This is a genomic window from Paraglaciecola sp. (assembly GCF_039964565.1).
In the GTDB taxonomy this organism is placed as follows: domain Bacteria; phylum Pseudomonadota; class Gammaproteobacteria; order Enterobacterales; family Alteromonadaceae; genus Paraglaciecola.
Window position 1 is genome coordinate 78736 of the sequence record NZ_JBDVXF010000045.1, and the last position, 15202, is coordinate 93937.

Genomic DNA, 15202 nt, shown 5'->3' on the forward strand with positions numbered 1-15202 from the left:
GGGCAGGGCGCGAATTATACAGATGTTGAAGGAAAACGCGAGGGTAAATTTTGAGCTTTTTATGTGAAAATCATCTTTCTAAAGCAATTTTAACGCTTAGGCACTAAAAGAGCAGGATCGAGTCTCTCTTTAAACCAGTTAATTCGCCAGTCTAAATGGGCGCCAGTGACTCTGCCTGTGGCTCCAATTTCGGCTACTAGGTCACCTTGTTTAACCTGGGTACCTGATTCAACATGGCCTTGACTTAAATGTAAGAAAGTTGAAGTCACTCCAAAGCCGTGGTCAATTATCATAGTGCCACCAGAATAATACATATCAGGTACCCACAAAGTAACAACTCCGTCTGCAGGAGCAAACACAGGCGTACCTGTTGGCCCAGCTACATCTACACCAAAGTGAGGACGTTTGGGTACGCCGTTAAACACTCGTCTACTACCATACACACCACTAATGGGGCCCGCGGCCGGCCAAATAAAATCTTGGGTAAAGTCTAACCTATCGGCGTCATTTGCCCGAGCAACGCCGATTTGCTGGTTATCTTGTCTAATACGTGAAAGAACTGATTCAGGAGGACTGACGTATTTACTCTCAACTCCTTCTATTTTTTGTTCTACATAAGTGCGCTTTATTAATGTTAAAGTTTTTTCCTGCAGAATACCTTGATCGTTTTGCCACTTTAATTTTTGTTTCAGCTCAGCATCACGTCCAAACCCAAAAGCAAAGTAGCCCTGGTCTGAGACGCGCACCGGATGACCATTTAACCAAAATTGGCTGCCAGCAGGCACTTCTCCACGAATTAAACTACCTTGAGTCATTTCGCCTATGAGCTTGATATCTTCAGCAAACGCGCCTAGCGAAAACAAGCATAACCCACATATGGTTAGAAACTTACGCAAAAGCAATAGCTCCTTTTCCGACCCCTTCGAAGGCCAATACTTTAAAACAACTGTTTGTATTCATACGTTTATGTTCATCAGCCATAAACTGCGCTAAACATTCTACAGTTGTATCTGTGGCAATCATTTCAGATTCTGCTTTAGGGATAGCCAGTTCAAATCTACCTTGAGAAGATTCATAAGCGAATACATGATGAAGACTGGGATCTGAATAAAGCAACGAAAACGCGGTCTGTTTGATATCAACAATGTCTTCATTTGAACCTATGTATATATCACACCAACGTTTTGCCCAATATTCTTGCCATTTCGTACTTTCTTGCTGGTTTTCGAATACAACAACCTTAGACCGATGACCATGCGCAATCCGTTGGCAATTTCCGTCGTGCTTTTTAAGACCATGGGTGTAGTGATAAAAAGGAGTATTAATCACTTCTGCTCGTAAGTTAAGCTCAATACCAGCCACGTTTTCAGGTAAGTGAGTAGCAATAACGTCTTTAAGATAGTCGCTCACCGAAGGCATCGTCACATTTTGTGAATACACAAACGCATAGGCTTCTGCCGGACAATTTAAATGTATCGATTTTCCACTTGGACGCATAAATTCTACTGTGACTCTGTCAAATTTTTCATCGTGTTCAATACGGCTATAAGCATGTTCGACAGGTACCAACAACTTATGATCTATGTACTCATCAATTAGATACTTTAATTGCTTCTTCACTTTACCAAAGTCCAAAACCATGCTTTCTTCATTTAAATCACCGCTTAGAATCACGTCTACTATCCAGCTTTCCCCGACCATACCGCGCTCTGGGCAAAGGTAAGAAAAATCCATTACGGTTAAATCGTTAACAAATAGTTGCATAAATAGTGGTTATGTCCTGTTCTGAGTAAAGTGTTTGGTCGTTATATTATAAAGAATACTGATCAGATGTCAGCTTTGTGATTTCAAAAGTTGATCTTTTAAATTTGGAGGAATGCCTCTGATCATCAAAGTATCTGAACCAGCATCATAACTCACTCTATCACCTAGTAATTTACGCTCAAAACTGAGGGAAATACCGCCTCCTTGACCACTAAATTTTGCCAAGGTTTTTAAGGCGCTTCTGTCAGCTTGAAATTGCTCTTCTACCGGCGCTTCTGCTTGTTGGTTAAACGTTTCAAAACTAACATGGTCACTGGGTAACTTTGCCGCTAGCTCTTGAATTTGAATGTCTTCTCCGGCCTCAAGTTTTTCTTTATAATAATCAGACACGGTAGAACGTGCTTGATGTTTTTCTTCAGGATCTAATTGCTCAGCTGCCAAAAATGCATCAACAGTGGTTAACAATTGTTTATTTTGCTGTTTAATATCTACCAATTCTTCACAACCGATAAAATGCATAAAGAAATCGGATACTTTACGACCCATACGACCTTTAATAAAACTAATGTAGCGCTGCTGTTCAGCTGTTACCGCTAGTTGCGTCAAATCAATTCTCACCGCCAATTGCATTTTGGCTAGATCGAGATGGTCACTGCTGGTGAGCTCTAATTCACGATTGATTTCTACATGCTGCTTAGTATTAATAATCGCTATCATCAAATAATCGGTTGCTAGGAATTGGTAATGACTAAATACTACAAACCCGGTTTCCAACGTGCCGGTATCAATTAAAGATTTCTTCAATAACTCACTGGCTTGTATACTAAATTCAACAAAATCGGTTTCTTCAGACTGCATGGCTGTCAGCAGAGTTTTAAAAGACACTGGATGTGGAGTCAGAACTTGTGATTCTTCTCCCGCTGACGGCTCTTCTCCCGCTGACGGCTCTACTCCCGCTGACGGCTCCTCACCAGCTAAAGGCTCTCTACTAACACTGACTATTTCCGCATTTTCAGTGACGAACGCCCCTACCCCTTTACCGGGTTTAGTATTAAACGCGTGATTAATTTGTTGCGCTAAATTTTCTATTTCAGGACTTATTTCAAAACAACTCGCTCTGGGAACTAGTGTTAACTCTTGTTGTTGGTTAACGGCTAATTGGTGCACAACAAAATGATGGATCAATGCGCTCACATTTTTTCCTTACAAAAATCAATTAAACTTGGTCGCTGGTTTATTCGCATTTTATCTAGACCATTGTTATTATCGCTCAAATACACTGTACTACATATTCCTGAGTCAAATCACATGCCACAACAGTCCAAATACTCTGACAGCCAATTTGAAGCCATCATGCATGACATCATTATTGCTCTAGAGAAAAATAATGCGAATCGAGACCTTTCCCTTATGGTGTTAGGTAATGTCGTAACTAATATTTTCCAGCAACAAGTACCTGAAAAGCAACGCCAACAAATGGCCGAACAGTTTACACAAGTGCTGTTAAAAAGTATCAATGGAAAATAAAAAAAGGTCGGCAGAATGATCCTAGCAGAAACCCCACGTAGAAAATTAGTCACCCAATTAGTCAATTGGGGTCATTGGTTTGCACTGCTAAATATTGTAATTGCGGTAACCATAGCCGCGATTTATATTCTTAATTCTCCAGCCCCTGGTTCTGCAATCGGAACATTTTATTTGTTCACTAATTGGATAAGCCACATTGGTTTTTTGACCTTTTTTGGTTTCGTGATACTCATTTTACCACTGTGTTACTTGGTACCCAACGCCAAAGCAGTCAAAATCTTGAGTTCGGTTTTAGCCGCCTTTGCCTTAGCTTTATTAGCGTTTGATGCATTGTTGTACAACAAATATGGGGTACACCTAAGTCTTAATTCGGCACAACTCATTCGTAATGAAACACAAACTGCCATTGCGCAATTTGGGTGGCAGCAATGGGGATTTTTGCTGTTACTGTTTACCGTTTGGTTGTCATTTCAATTGATTGTGGCCAACGCATTATGGCAACGTATCAGTCGACTACAAAAACGCAAATTAGGCCTTCCCATTAGCATCTTTTTTGTTAGTTGTTTTGTTATTAGCCACGCCTTACATGTATGGGCCGATGCTAACCTTTATCAACCAATTGTGCAGCAAGATAACATGTTTCCTTTATCCTACCCTGCTACTGCCAAAACATTGATGGCCCGATATAGTTTACTCGACATTGAAGATTACCAACAACGCAAGGCATTGCAATTTAACCAGACCATCAAGGGCATTGCTTATCCTGCGGAGCCCGTTTATTGCTCAGTCAATACGAGTAACAAAGTATTATTACTGTCAGTAATAGAAGGAGACATGCCAAGTGCCATAACGGGACTGTCCAAGTTTGAAAATTATTATCAGCTCCAAACATCGGTAGACAGCGGTATTACTACAATCTTGTATGGCTTACCTGAGTTGTACCATGGCGCTTTACAAAACTATTCGCCGTTGCTCTTACAGTTGCCAAATTCGATGGGGCTGCGGGTTTCTTTATATCTGAAAAACACCAACAATCGCAGATTGTCTGCCTATCAAGAAAATTGGCAGAATTTTAAGCAAGGACTTTTGGATGCCAAAAGTAATTTATCAATTGGCTTTGTTCAAGCGCAACAAATTAGTGAACTTTTAAGCAGTGAAGTGTTAGCTGAATATCGCGTTATAGTGAACAACTTAGAGAACCAAAACGCTTTAGACAATCCATTGTTTACTAATGTCAGTATCCATAAATCTATGGGCAGCCTCGAAGATATAGCTCCCACTGCACTCAACCTACTTGGCTGTGCAGCAAAGTCTCAAGCTTACAGTACCGGGCATCCACTCACCCAAAAAAGTAATCTCAACTACATTGTTAGTACTCGAGGTAACAAAGTGTTATTACTAACTGACAAGCAACGAATTGAAATCATGAATAATGGCAATGTTCGTGTGTTCAACTTAAAAACAGGAGAAGAAGTCTTTAGTCAGGTTGATCCCAACATTCTTAGTCAGGGTATTAAACACTTGAGTCGCTTCTCTGCTAAGCGCACCAAGAAAGCGTTTTAAAATATTGTAGACCTTTAACTGGATATTTCATTATAGATTGCGCAACTTTCTGTTGTTTTTTTGTATTTCCATATTGACTTAAAATTAAAAGCACCATAATGTAAATGATAATTGTTATCATTTACATTATGGTGCTTTATGTCTTTTACTTACTGCTTTACTTTTTCTTCCGTAGAAATGTCGGTGCGTTATGGTGACAACGCCAGCAACGACGACGTTATCGGTTGTTATGTGCATCTGGGTTTAGAGCGAGCCAAGCAACTTGAAGATATTGTTGCCGTGCGCAATGCCTATATGCGAGTGCTAAACACCCTTATAGATACTATGTGTGACCACTGTCTAGCAAGCGTCTGGCGTAAACAGTGTTATCGTTATATAAAACGTTTACTACCATTGTTATATGAAATATTAGACCAGCACCAATACCTTCAAAAAATTAGCGAGATTCAAATTTTATACAGCTATTGCTTCGAACAAACGCCAGCGTCAAAGCAATCAAATAAAATGGAGGTTTCAGCCCTACCCATTGTGAAAAAACAGCCTTAGATCACCAATATTGAAGAGGAGTCTGTCATGACAGAGTACAAATATATCTGCGCTAAACATAGATTTTGGGTTGATGCACACCCAAAGGACGCATTTGAAAGCATACAACAAATCACGAAACTAGCCGAACAGTGGCTACAAAAGAATCAACCCAATCAAGCGATACCCTATTTAGGTACAGCCTATGAAACAGCAGAAATAATATTCGATAACCGTTTAGAATCACCACAACTCACCACCTGTTTAACTTCGTTGGCGATTATGCTAGCCCACGCTTATGCTGCAACTAATCAAATTAATGCTGCTAACTCCTTACTCAAGCATCTGAATACCAAAATGAAGTGCGCCATAGATTGTGCGTTAGGATACAACACAAAAGTCGCATTTTTTGAACATTGCTCAAAAGCAATAAACGAGGCCAAAAATGACATCATATTTGCCTCTGCGACATCCACAGTAACAACCAATCAATTTTCTCAAATTCACTAAAAACTGCTTTTAGCTATTGACATAACTTTAACACGATGGATAATGAGAACTATTCTCATTACTGCAACTTAAACGGATTCAACATGAAAAAAATTTCGATTTCCTTGGCTTTGCTTTTGGCTATTTCACTAAGCGCCTGTGTCGATGACGGTGAAGATGGGGCGCAAGGCACTGCTGGTGCGGATGGAGCATCGGGAACTGATGGTGTAGATGGAGTAAGCACTTTTGTTACAAGTACAGATGTCATTACTACAAATGCGAATATTGCATATGCTGCGTATGCTGACTCTTTAATTTCAGCACAAACTTTACGCAATAACATTGCTACTTTCATTGCAGATCCTTCTGAGACAAATTTTAGTAACGCCAAACAAGCTTGGCTAGATTCGCGCGAACCCTATGGTCAAACTGAAGTGTACCGTTTTAGAGAAGGTCCAATTGATGCGTTATTGGCAGACGGTACAATAGGTGAAGACGGAGAAGGTCCTGAAGGCCGAATCAACGCATGGCCTTTAGGCGAAGCTATTATTGATTATGTTGCAGTTGTTGTAGACGGTGACTCTGGCCCTGAAAGTGCAGCCAATGCACTAAGCGGAAACGTCATTGCCAATACAGCTGACTATCCAACAATTAACGCTGAAACAATCCAAAACGTGTTTGAATTCGGTGAAGACGAAAGAAACGTCACCACTGGTTACCATGCCATTGAATTCTTATTATGGGGACAAGACTTAAATGAAGATTTGAGTGGTTCAGGCTCCAGAGATTCAAGTGGAGGCCAACGCCCAGTAACCGATTACTCAGTGACTGTTGGTGCATGTACATCAGGTGAAGTAGCTGTAATCGATGATATATGTACTAGACGTGGACAATACTTATTAGCTGCAGCTGATGTCTTAATTGATGATCTAACCGCAGTAGTTGAAGCGTGGGAACCTAATGCTGGTGTTCATTACACATCCTTTGTTGCTGGCGGTGATGAATCTCTAGCGAAAATAATGGAAGGCATGGGACGTTTAAGCTACGGTGAATTAGCCGGAGAGCGTATCAATATTGCACTTAAAACTGACTCTCAAGAAGATGAGCACTCATGTTTCAGTGACAACACCCACAGAGATATTTTCTTAAATGCAAAAGGCGTTCAAAACTCTTTTAATGCTAGCTACACACGTATAGATGGCGAACAAATCGAAGGCGCTTCTATCTATGATTTGATGGTTGTTGAAGGACAACACGAACTCGCAAATAGTTTACGTGCCTCACTAGAAGCTACAATGGCAGCTGCTGCAGTAATAGATACTAAAGCGAAAACAGGCACACCTTTTGATGTATTAATTCAGCAAGGCATCAATCAACCTAATGTTGTAGCAGTCATTGATGCATTAGTTGACCAAACTGATTATATCGAACAAGCTATAGTAGCTTTAGGTATTACCGCCAACGATTTACGTCAAGATACAGAAGAAGATATTGGTGGCTAATACACTTTAAACAATCATTTTTTATTGGGGCGAATTCGCCCCTTTGTCGTTTTTAAAAAAGAGTGAAATATAATTGAAAACCTCAGTATCAGCTAATATTAGTAAGCCACTTCAACCTTTAATAGTTGCAGTGGCTTTAACGTTTCTAACGGCGTGTGGTGGTGGTTCAGACACCTCTGCCACATCTCCTGTTGTCGTTTCGCCTACTCCAGATCCACTACCTGTGCTTGACCATAGTGGTTTAACACCGTTAGAAGCTGACACTATTGATAATACTGAGTATTTATCAGGGGGCGATGCCACAGTATTTGTGACTGATGAAGACGCTTTCAGTACCCGTCCCGACCCGATAACCGATGATTTTACTTTAGATGGTAACTTCACTTCCGGTGATCATATTTTTAGAACACCTCACGATGGTGCCGGTCCATTACTTAATACCAGCAACTGCCAAGGATGCCATCTAAACGACGGCCGTGGTGTACTGCCTGATAATAAAGACCAACCTTTCACCAGTATGTTAGTTAAAATTGGCGATAGCTCAGGCGCAGCGGATCCTATATATGGTGACCAATTACAAACTTTTGCTGAACAAAGCTTTACTACTTCAGACTTTTCTTCTGGATGGCCATCATACAAAGGCTCCCTAAATGGTGATGTACTAGTGGGCGAGGCATACACTTATATTGAATTTGAAGAAATAATCGGTAGTTATCCAGACGGTACTTCCTACAGTTTACGCAATCCAATCTATAAAACTAAAGACTTAAGTTTTGGTGATTTCACAGCCGATATTCGTTTTTCACCAAGGGTGGCGCCACAGGTTTTTGGCGTCGGTTTATTAGAAGCGATTCCTGAAGAATACATTCTAGCTTTGACCGATGACAACGATGCCGACAACGATGGTATTTCTGGTCGCGCATCTATGGTCACAGACGCGATCACTAACGAATCCCGTTTGGGGCGTTTCGCCTACAAAGCGCAAAACCCAAGCGTGTTGCAACAAGTAGCGGGGGCTTACAGAGGCGATATAGGGATCACTAGTAACATATTTATAGAAGAACCTTGTACTAACGCTCAAACAGCCTGCCAAACACAAGCAGAACGCGAAACAAACGTAGCCGATCAGGCTGACATCAGCGACCTAGAGCTGGCGCAAGTTGAATTTTACAACCGCGTACTAGGTGTCCCCGCAAGACGAGGATTTGACAGTGCTAACTTACAGTGGGATGCCGACATAACTGCAGGACGACAAGCATTTTTTGAATCAGGCTGTGTAGGTTGTCATACGCCTAGGCATGTTACCGAAGAAGCAGCAGGCAGTGTATTAGGCGAAATAGCGTTTAGTGGACTGGAAGAAAACGCCTCCCCCATTGAAATGTTATCCAATCAAACCATTTACCCTTATACAGACCTACTGCTACACGATATGGGTGGCAGTTGTTCGGTGACGCGCGAAACACCAGATGAAGTCAATTGTACTAGTGGCGAAGAATGTATGTATGTGCAACGTTGTGATGGCTTAGCCGATGGCCTAGAACAAGGCATGGCATCTGGTACAGAATGGAAAACACCTGCTTTATGGGGAATAGGCCTTGTGCAGACCGTTAATCCTGATGCGACTTTCTTACATGATGGCCGCGCACGTACCATTGAAGAAGCGGTGTTATGGCATGGTGGCGAAGCCCAAAACAGTTTAACTGCCTTTAAACAACTGAGTAGTGAACAACGCTCCCATGTTTTAGCCTTTATTGAATCACTTTGATGACAAAAAATAGCATTTGGGTCATCATTTTGATTACCTTCGCAACCAGTTGTAGCAAAGTATCGGTACCCAAATTTGAGCAGTCAGAACACCTTCCAGCGGGAGGCATGACTGGTAAAGGGTTGTCAGATCGAAGTTTTGTGCAAGTAGGAAGAGATGTAGACCGAAGAGAAGAATTAGACTTCTGGACAGGATTCTCGCTTTTTCGCGATCCTTGGGTAATTGCTCCAAGTTCCACAAAAGATCGTGATGGTTTAGGGCCTTTATTCAACACGCGTTCTTGTATTAGTTGTCACTCATCAGGAGGAAAAGGCCCTGCACCGATTGAAGGTATCTCTAAACCATCAGCTTTAGTGATGCGTTTTGGTTCTAGTGATTTAAGTAGTTTTAGCGACCCTATCTACGGTGCTCAATTACAACCTCGCGCTATTGCCGTGACTCACTCTAGTGTGAAGCCTGCTCTTCAAGGAGAAGCGCAATTACAATTGAGCTATCAACTAATATCAGGGCAGTATGCTGATGGCACTAGCTATACCTTGCGCCAACCCAGCTATCAACTAGCCGATCTAGCTTATGGTGACTTAGATCAACGTACTAAACTTTCTCCACGTTATTCTCCGGTGATTTACGGATTAGGGTTATTAGATGCGATCAGCGAACAAGATCTCTTAGCGCAAGAGGACATCACGGATAACAATCAAGATGGTATCTCAGCTAAGTACAACCGCGTCCCTATCATGCCTTCCAACCACGACACGGCTACATTCCATAGTTCAGACTCGAATGCAAAAGGAATAGGCCGATTTGGGCACAAAGCCAAACAACCTAGTTTGTATCAGCAAGTTGCCGCAGCGTTTAGAGATGATATAGGCATTACCAATACGGCTTTTGCTGCTGAATCCTGCAGTAGCGCACAATCAAACTGCCAAGCTGCCGCTAACCTTGGTGGCCACCAATCAGTAGAGATTCCTGATAAATTACTTAATTTAGTCACCCAATTTAACCAATTGGTTGCGGTACCTGCGGCTAGAAACCTCAACTCGCCTCAAGCACAACAAGGTCGAGTACTATTTTACCAACTAGGATGTGAGTCTTGTCATACAGCTAAATACAAAACTGATTCAAAATATCCACATACTAGTCTTGCTAATCAAGTGATTTGGCCATATACCGATTTAGCGTTACACGATATGGGAACGGGTCTAGCAGATGGAGTAAAGGAATACGATGCTGATGGCCAAGAATGGCGAACCCCTCCTTTGTGGGGAATTGGCGCCAGAAAGAACATTCGTAAAGAAAATTTGTATTTACACGATGGTAGAGCCAAAACTGTCGCCGAAGCTATTCTATGGCACGGTGGTGAGGCGCAAACTAGTCAACAATTATTTATTCAATTAGATCTTGCACAACGAAATGCTTTACTAGCGTTTTTAGATGCCATTTAGGAGTTGTTATGCCCCCCCCTTTACAATATTTGCAGTCATTTACAAAACTCAGCTTAGCTGTTTCTATGAGTTTAACACTAGTGGCCTGTGGTGGCGGAGGTGGTAGCACCTCATCAACTCCTACAGTACCGGATCCTGTGGTCGATCCAACACCGACACCAGCCGCTGATCTAAATGCCGAATTTGCTTTGTATCTTACTGATTTGACCGATAATCATATCATTCCTGCTTATGCTGATTTTCAAACCAAAACCCAAACATTGCAGACTCAAAGCCATTCTTTTTGTACCGCGAGCTCTGCTAACAATTCGGATTTAACTAGTTTCAAACAAAGCTGGGTAGAAGCAGTTCAAGCCTGGCAAAAAATTCAATGGCTTAATTTAGGTCCGGTACTAGATGAAACACGTTCACTGCGTATTCAATTTTGGGAGCCAGGTACAACTGCGGTCGAAGATGGGGTAGAAGCTTTGTTATTAAGGCAAGGCGAAACCATTGATGCAGACCTAATATCGGGAGTTAACGTAGGTGCTCAAGGTATCCCAGCATTGGAGTATTTGCTTTATCCGCAAAATAGTAATGAATCACTCCTCAACGCTTCAAACAAAAACAAGCGCTGCGAAGTTGCAATCGCGATTGCTGATAACTTATTTAATATGTCCAGTAAGATACATAACCAGTGGCTTACTTCTGGCGGCAATTATCGAGAAACCTTAATTACCGGAAGTAATGAATTTACTTCTGTGCAAGATGCGGTAGAAGAACTTGTCACTCTGTGGCTCGAGCATATTAATATAGTGAAGGACGATAAAATAATTGCTGGACTTGGCGACGCTTCTCCTGGCATCGCAACCCATTCAGAACATTACTTAAGTGATGAATCCTTGACTAGTTTGACACTCAACGCAGCAACATTTTTAGATATATTTACTGCTGGAAGTGGACAAGGTTTTGACGATATTTTAACGACGACTTTGGAGCAACAAACAATATCGACTCAGGTGAACACTACCATTACCGCCGTCATTGATCGTATAGCAGGGATTGAGCAATCATTGGACACCTATTCAGCCGCTATTGCCGATGCCAACGGTCGTGCCGAATTAACGGAACTGGTAGAAGAACTCAACGCAATCCGTGACATATTAACGATTGAGTTTCTCGAGGCTTTAGATATTAGCACCGGTTTTAATGCCACTGACGGCGACTAGTTTCCCTGAACATCAACCAATACGACATTCAAAGGATCATTAATAAGTGACTAATAAGAAAACATCTGCGGGTTATTTCAAGATAAGCAGTATTCTCGGTGTAACTTGCTATCTTAGTGCTATTTTGGCGTTACCCAGTGTACATGCTCAACAGTCGCAAACCCCTGAAGTCAACGAAAAAAGCGCTGGTAACGCTTCCCAGATATCTGATGTAATCCAAATTTTCGGCGACAAAAACGCACTGGAAACAGCAACAGGTTCGGGCTTTGTATTAAACGAAAGCACATTAGAACAGTTTGAGTTTGATGATATTCACCGGGTGCTGCAAAGTGTACCTGGTGTATATATTCGTGAAGAAGATGGTTATGGATTACGCCCGAATATCGGCTTGCGGGGCGCAACTAGCGAACGAAGTAGCAAAATAGCTTTGATGGAAGATGGGGTATTAATTGCGCCTGCACCATACTCCGCTCCTGCGGCGTATTATTTTCCTAATGTATCTCGTATGACCCAACTTGAGGTATTCAAAGGCCCGTCTGCTATCACCTATGGTCCCAACACTGTTGGTGGTGCAATTAACATGTTGTCTCGCTCAGTATCGGCAAATGACAGCGGAGAGTTAGACTTAGCCCTTGGTCAACAAAGTTATGGTAAAGCACACGGCCACTATTCAAAAAATTTCGACAACCTAGGCATAATGATTGAAGGTGTACATCTACGAGCTGATGGCTTCAAAACTTTAGCCGAAGAAGACAACACTGGGTTTGTGAAAAATGAAATATTAGCCAAAGCTCACTACGACTTTACTGACGATCCCTACAATCAGCAAATCCAGATCAAAATTGGTTATTCAGAGGAAGTCTCTCACGAAACCTATTTGGGTTTAACTGATAGTGATTTTAGCGAGGATCCCTATCAACGTTATGCCGCTAGTCAAAACGACAAGTTTGATTGGGAACACCTACAAATGCAGGCGTCCCACTATATTGAGTTAAGTCCAGATATGACAGTGTTAACCCAATTATATCGTCGTGATTTTAATCGTGATTGGGATAGATTAAGCGGGTTCGATTCAAATCGTAGTATTGATAGTATCTTATCGTCCCCTGAAACCGGGCTCAATGCACGGTTTATGCAAATAATTAAAGGTGAAGTAGACTCACTCACATCTGATGAGACTTTGATCTTCAGCCTAAACGATCGCACCTTTTATTCTCAAGGCATTCAGTCAAAACTAACTTGGGAAAGTTCTTTGGGTGACGCTGATATGACAGTAGATGCAGGCCTACGTATTCATCAAGATCAAGTTGAGCGACTACACAGAGCCCGCTACGTAGATATGCTCAGCGGCCAATTAGTGTATGCCGGACAAGCAGATAAAGTCGAAACCAGCAACAAAGATACCACCACAGCTGTTGCCGCTTTTGTGAATACCAAAATACAACTTGGTAATTTACACACTTCATTTGGTTTACGCTTGGAAAGTATTGACGGCGAGTCTAACGATTACGTATTACAAACCGTTCAAAATAACGACGACACTGTCATTTTGCCCGGTGCAGGACTGTTTTATCAAATGAGTCCAACACTCGGTATTTTGGCTGGAGTAAATAAAGGTTTTGTGCCCAATAGTCCAGGTGAAGAAAGCAATATCGAGCCCGAAGAAAGTTGGAATTATGAGTTGGGGCTGCGTGCAAACATCGCCAGTTGGCAACTTGAAGCCATAGGTTTTTTCAATGATTACAGTAATCTAAAAGGTAGCTGTACCTTCTCTAGTGGTTGCACAATAGAACTTGATGTTGAATTTAACGGTGGTGAAGTAGATATTTACGGAGCTGAGTTAAGCGCCAGTGGTAATTTCAGCTTCGCTAAGGGTTTAGATATGCCCATTAAAATAGCGTATACCCACACTCAGTCCGAATTCCAAACCTCATTTAATTCAACTTTCTCCCAATGGGGTAATGTCACTATTGGAGACGAATTACCTTATTTACCAGAAAACCAATTTAATTTACAAGTTGGTTTAGCCGGCGAAAAGTGGCAGGTCGACTTAGCTTATAAATACATTACCGAAATGTCTGAAGCATCAGGTACAGGGGTAGAATTGGAAGGTGTGATGACTTCAGATATTAGTCAAATTGATCTCGCGGCTTGGTACCAAATAAACGAAAGTTTAAGGTTATATTCTAAGCTAGATAACCTGACTGACGAAGTTAATATTGTATCTCGCAGACCTTTTGGTGCAAGGCCAGGCAAACCTAGACAATTCGTCCTAGGTGCGAAATACGCCTTTTAATCGGCTAGGATAGTTAATGTCGTTAAGTCGTAGACAGTTTATTTGTGGGGCGAGCCAAGCGGCATTAGCTGCTTGGCTGTTACCCGCATGTACCACTCAAAAAGCCGAGCAATGGTTAGTCAGCACCTGCAATGATCAACAAGGGCAAAGTATGGCAGCTGCGATTAACAATCAGGGACAGATTGTAAGCACGGTTAAATTACCTGCCCGTGGGCACGACTCATTAGCCTTGCCACATAAGCCAGGTCATGCGTTAGTGTTTGCGCGCCGACCCGATCGTTTCGCCTTAGAGATCGATTTTATCAATGCTAAAGTTGTCAGTCATATTCAAAGCCAACAAGACACGCATTTTTATGGCCATGGCGTTTTTTCAAAAGATCGTCAATATCTATTCACTACCGAAAATCAATACGATAAAAAACGTGGATTAGTAGTAGTGCGCGATGCACAAAACTATCAAGTTTTAGACAGATATGATTCTGGTGGAATAGGCCCCCATGAAATAGCATTAATGCCTGATGGAAACACACTAGTGATAGCCAACGGCGGGATTGAAACACATCCCAACCAACCAAGAAAAAAACTCAACATTGAATCAATGCGCCCTAATTTGGCATATTTAGACATTAATTCAGGCAAAATCACAGCGAGTTTTGCGCCACCAGATAAACAATTAAGTCTTCGACATTTAAGTGTTCGACACGACGGAGCGGTGTTTGTAGGTGCACAATATCAAGGCCCCAAGGCAAGTATTCAGCCTCTCGTATTTTCACACCATGGAGAACAACAGTTACAAGCCTTTCATGCCTCACAAGCTCAGTTATTCAAAATGCAACAATATACCGCCAGCCTAGTAGTGAAAGATAGTTTACTGTGCGTAAGTTGCCCCAGAGGTTCGCACCTTAGTTTCTGGGATACCACCACTCACAGTTATATCAATCAGCAACCTTTTAGAGATGTGTCAGGACTGGCCTATTCAGATGGCAGTTTATTAGCATCTAGTGGTAAAGGGTTACTCAAAAAGTTGAATTACTTTGATCCTATTACCGGACCTGCCGGAATTAATACCTTGGCATTAAAGTTTGATAATCATATGACAATGATTGACGCTGCTTAAA

The 15202-nt window shown here is 41.8% G+C and carries 13 protein-coding genes; 10 read left to right on the forward strand and 3 right to left on the reverse strand.

Features of this window, described 5'->3' with window-relative positions; translation table 11 throughout:
* Window positions 1-89 precede the first annotated feature (89 nt).
* The 3 genes from ABJK37_RS22220 to ABJK37_RS22230 all read right to left on the reverse strand — a co-directional run bounded on the left by ABJK37_RS22220 (window position 90) and on the right by ABJK37_RS22230 (window position 2958).
* Window positions 90-896, reverse strand: a complete 807-nt coding sequence (locus tag ABJK37_RS22220; RefSeq protein ID WP_348358390.1) for a M23 family metallopeptidase — start codon at window positions 894-896, stop codon at window positions 90-92.
* Entirely contained in the window at window positions 889-1764 is an 876-nt protein-coding gene (locus ABJK37_RS22225) for a 6-carboxytetrahydropterin synthase (RefSeq protein ID WP_348358392.1), read from the reverse strand. Before ABJK37_RS22225 ends, ABJK37_RS22220 begins: the two co-directional genes overlap by 8 nt.
* A gap of 69 nt (window positions 1765-1833) precedes the next feature.
* Window positions 1834-2958: a nucleoid-associated protein gene (locus ABJK37_RS22230; RefSeq protein WP_348358394.1), complete on the reverse strand. Its 1125-nt coding sequence runs from the start codon at window positions 2956-2958 to the stop codon at window positions 1834-1836.
* Window positions 2959-3072: 114 nt separating this feature from the next.
* Between ABJK37_RS22230 and ABJK37_RS22235 the strand changes: the two genes are divergently transcribed.
* The 10 genes from ABJK37_RS22235 to ABJK37_RS22280 all read left to right on the forward strand — a co-directional run bounded on the left by ABJK37_RS22235 (window position 3073) and on the right by ABJK37_RS22280 (window position 15201).
* The gene (locus tag ABJK37_RS22235) at window positions 3073-3291 is read left to right on the forward strand and encodes a DUF1414 domain-containing protein (RefSeq protein WP_215927505.1); all 219 of its coding nucleotides are present in this window, start codon (window positions 3073-3075) and stop codon (window positions 3289-3291) included.
* 15 nt (window positions 3292-3306) lie between these two features.
* Complete coding sequence (locus tag ABJK37_RS22240) at window positions 3307-4854, forward strand: DUF3413 domain-containing protein (protein WP_348358397.1); 1548 nt, start codon at window positions 3307-3309, stop codon at window positions 4852-4854.
* A 138-nt stretch (window positions 4855-4992) separates the two neighbouring features.
* Window positions 4993-5400 (forward strand): hypothetical protein, encoded by a 408-nt coding sequence (locus ABJK37_RS22245; RefSeq protein ID WP_348358399.1) that lies wholly within the window; start codon window positions 4993-4995, stop codon window positions 5398-5400.
* Window positions 5401-5427: 27 nt separating this feature from the next.
* Window positions 5428-5889 carry a hypothetical protein gene (locus ABJK37_RS22250; RefSeq protein WP_348358401.1) on the forward strand — a complete coding sequence of 154 codons (462 nt, stop codon included), beginning with the start codon at window positions 5428-5430 and terminating at the stop codon, window positions 5887-5889.
* An 83-nt stretch (window positions 5890-5972) separates the two neighbouring features.
* The gene (locus ABJK37_RS22255) at window positions 5973-7370 is read left to right on the forward strand and encodes an imelysin family protein (RefSeq protein WP_348358403.1); all 1398 of its coding nucleotides are present in this window, start codon (window positions 5973-5975) and stop codon (window positions 7368-7370) included.
* A 73-nt stretch (window positions 7371-7443) separates the two neighbouring features.
* On the forward strand, window positions 7444-9135 hold the full coding sequence (locus ABJK37_RS22260) for a di-heme oxidoredictase family protein (protein ID WP_348358405.1): 1692 nt from the start codon (window positions 7444-7446) through the stop codon (window positions 9133-9135).
* Window positions 9135-10580 carry a di-heme oxidoredictase family protein gene (locus ABJK37_RS22265; RefSeq protein WP_348358407.1) on the forward strand — a complete coding sequence of 482 codons (1446 nt, stop codon included), beginning with the start codon at window positions 9135-9137 and terminating at the stop codon, window positions 10578-10580. The genes ABJK37_RS22260 and ABJK37_RS22265 overlap by 1 nt, the downstream gene beginning before the upstream one ends.
* A gap of 8 nt (window positions 10581-10588) precedes the next feature.
* Window positions 10589-11788 (forward strand): imelysin family protein, encoded by a 1200-nt coding sequence (locus ABJK37_RS22270; RefSeq protein WP_348358409.1) that lies wholly within the window; start codon window positions 10589-10591, stop codon window positions 11786-11788.
* A 46-nt stretch (window positions 11789-11834) separates the two neighbouring features.
* Window positions 11835-14084: a TonB-dependent receptor gene (locus ABJK37_RS22275; protein ID WP_348358411.1), complete on the forward strand. Its 2250-nt coding sequence runs from the start codon at window positions 11835-11837 to the stop codon at window positions 14082-14084.
* 16 nt (window positions 14085-14100) lie between these two features.
* Entirely contained in the window at window positions 14101-15201 is a 1101-nt protein-coding gene (locus ABJK37_RS22280; RefSeq protein ID WP_348358413.1) for a DUF1513 domain-containing protein, read from the forward strand.
* Window position 15202 lies beyond the last annotated feature (1 nt).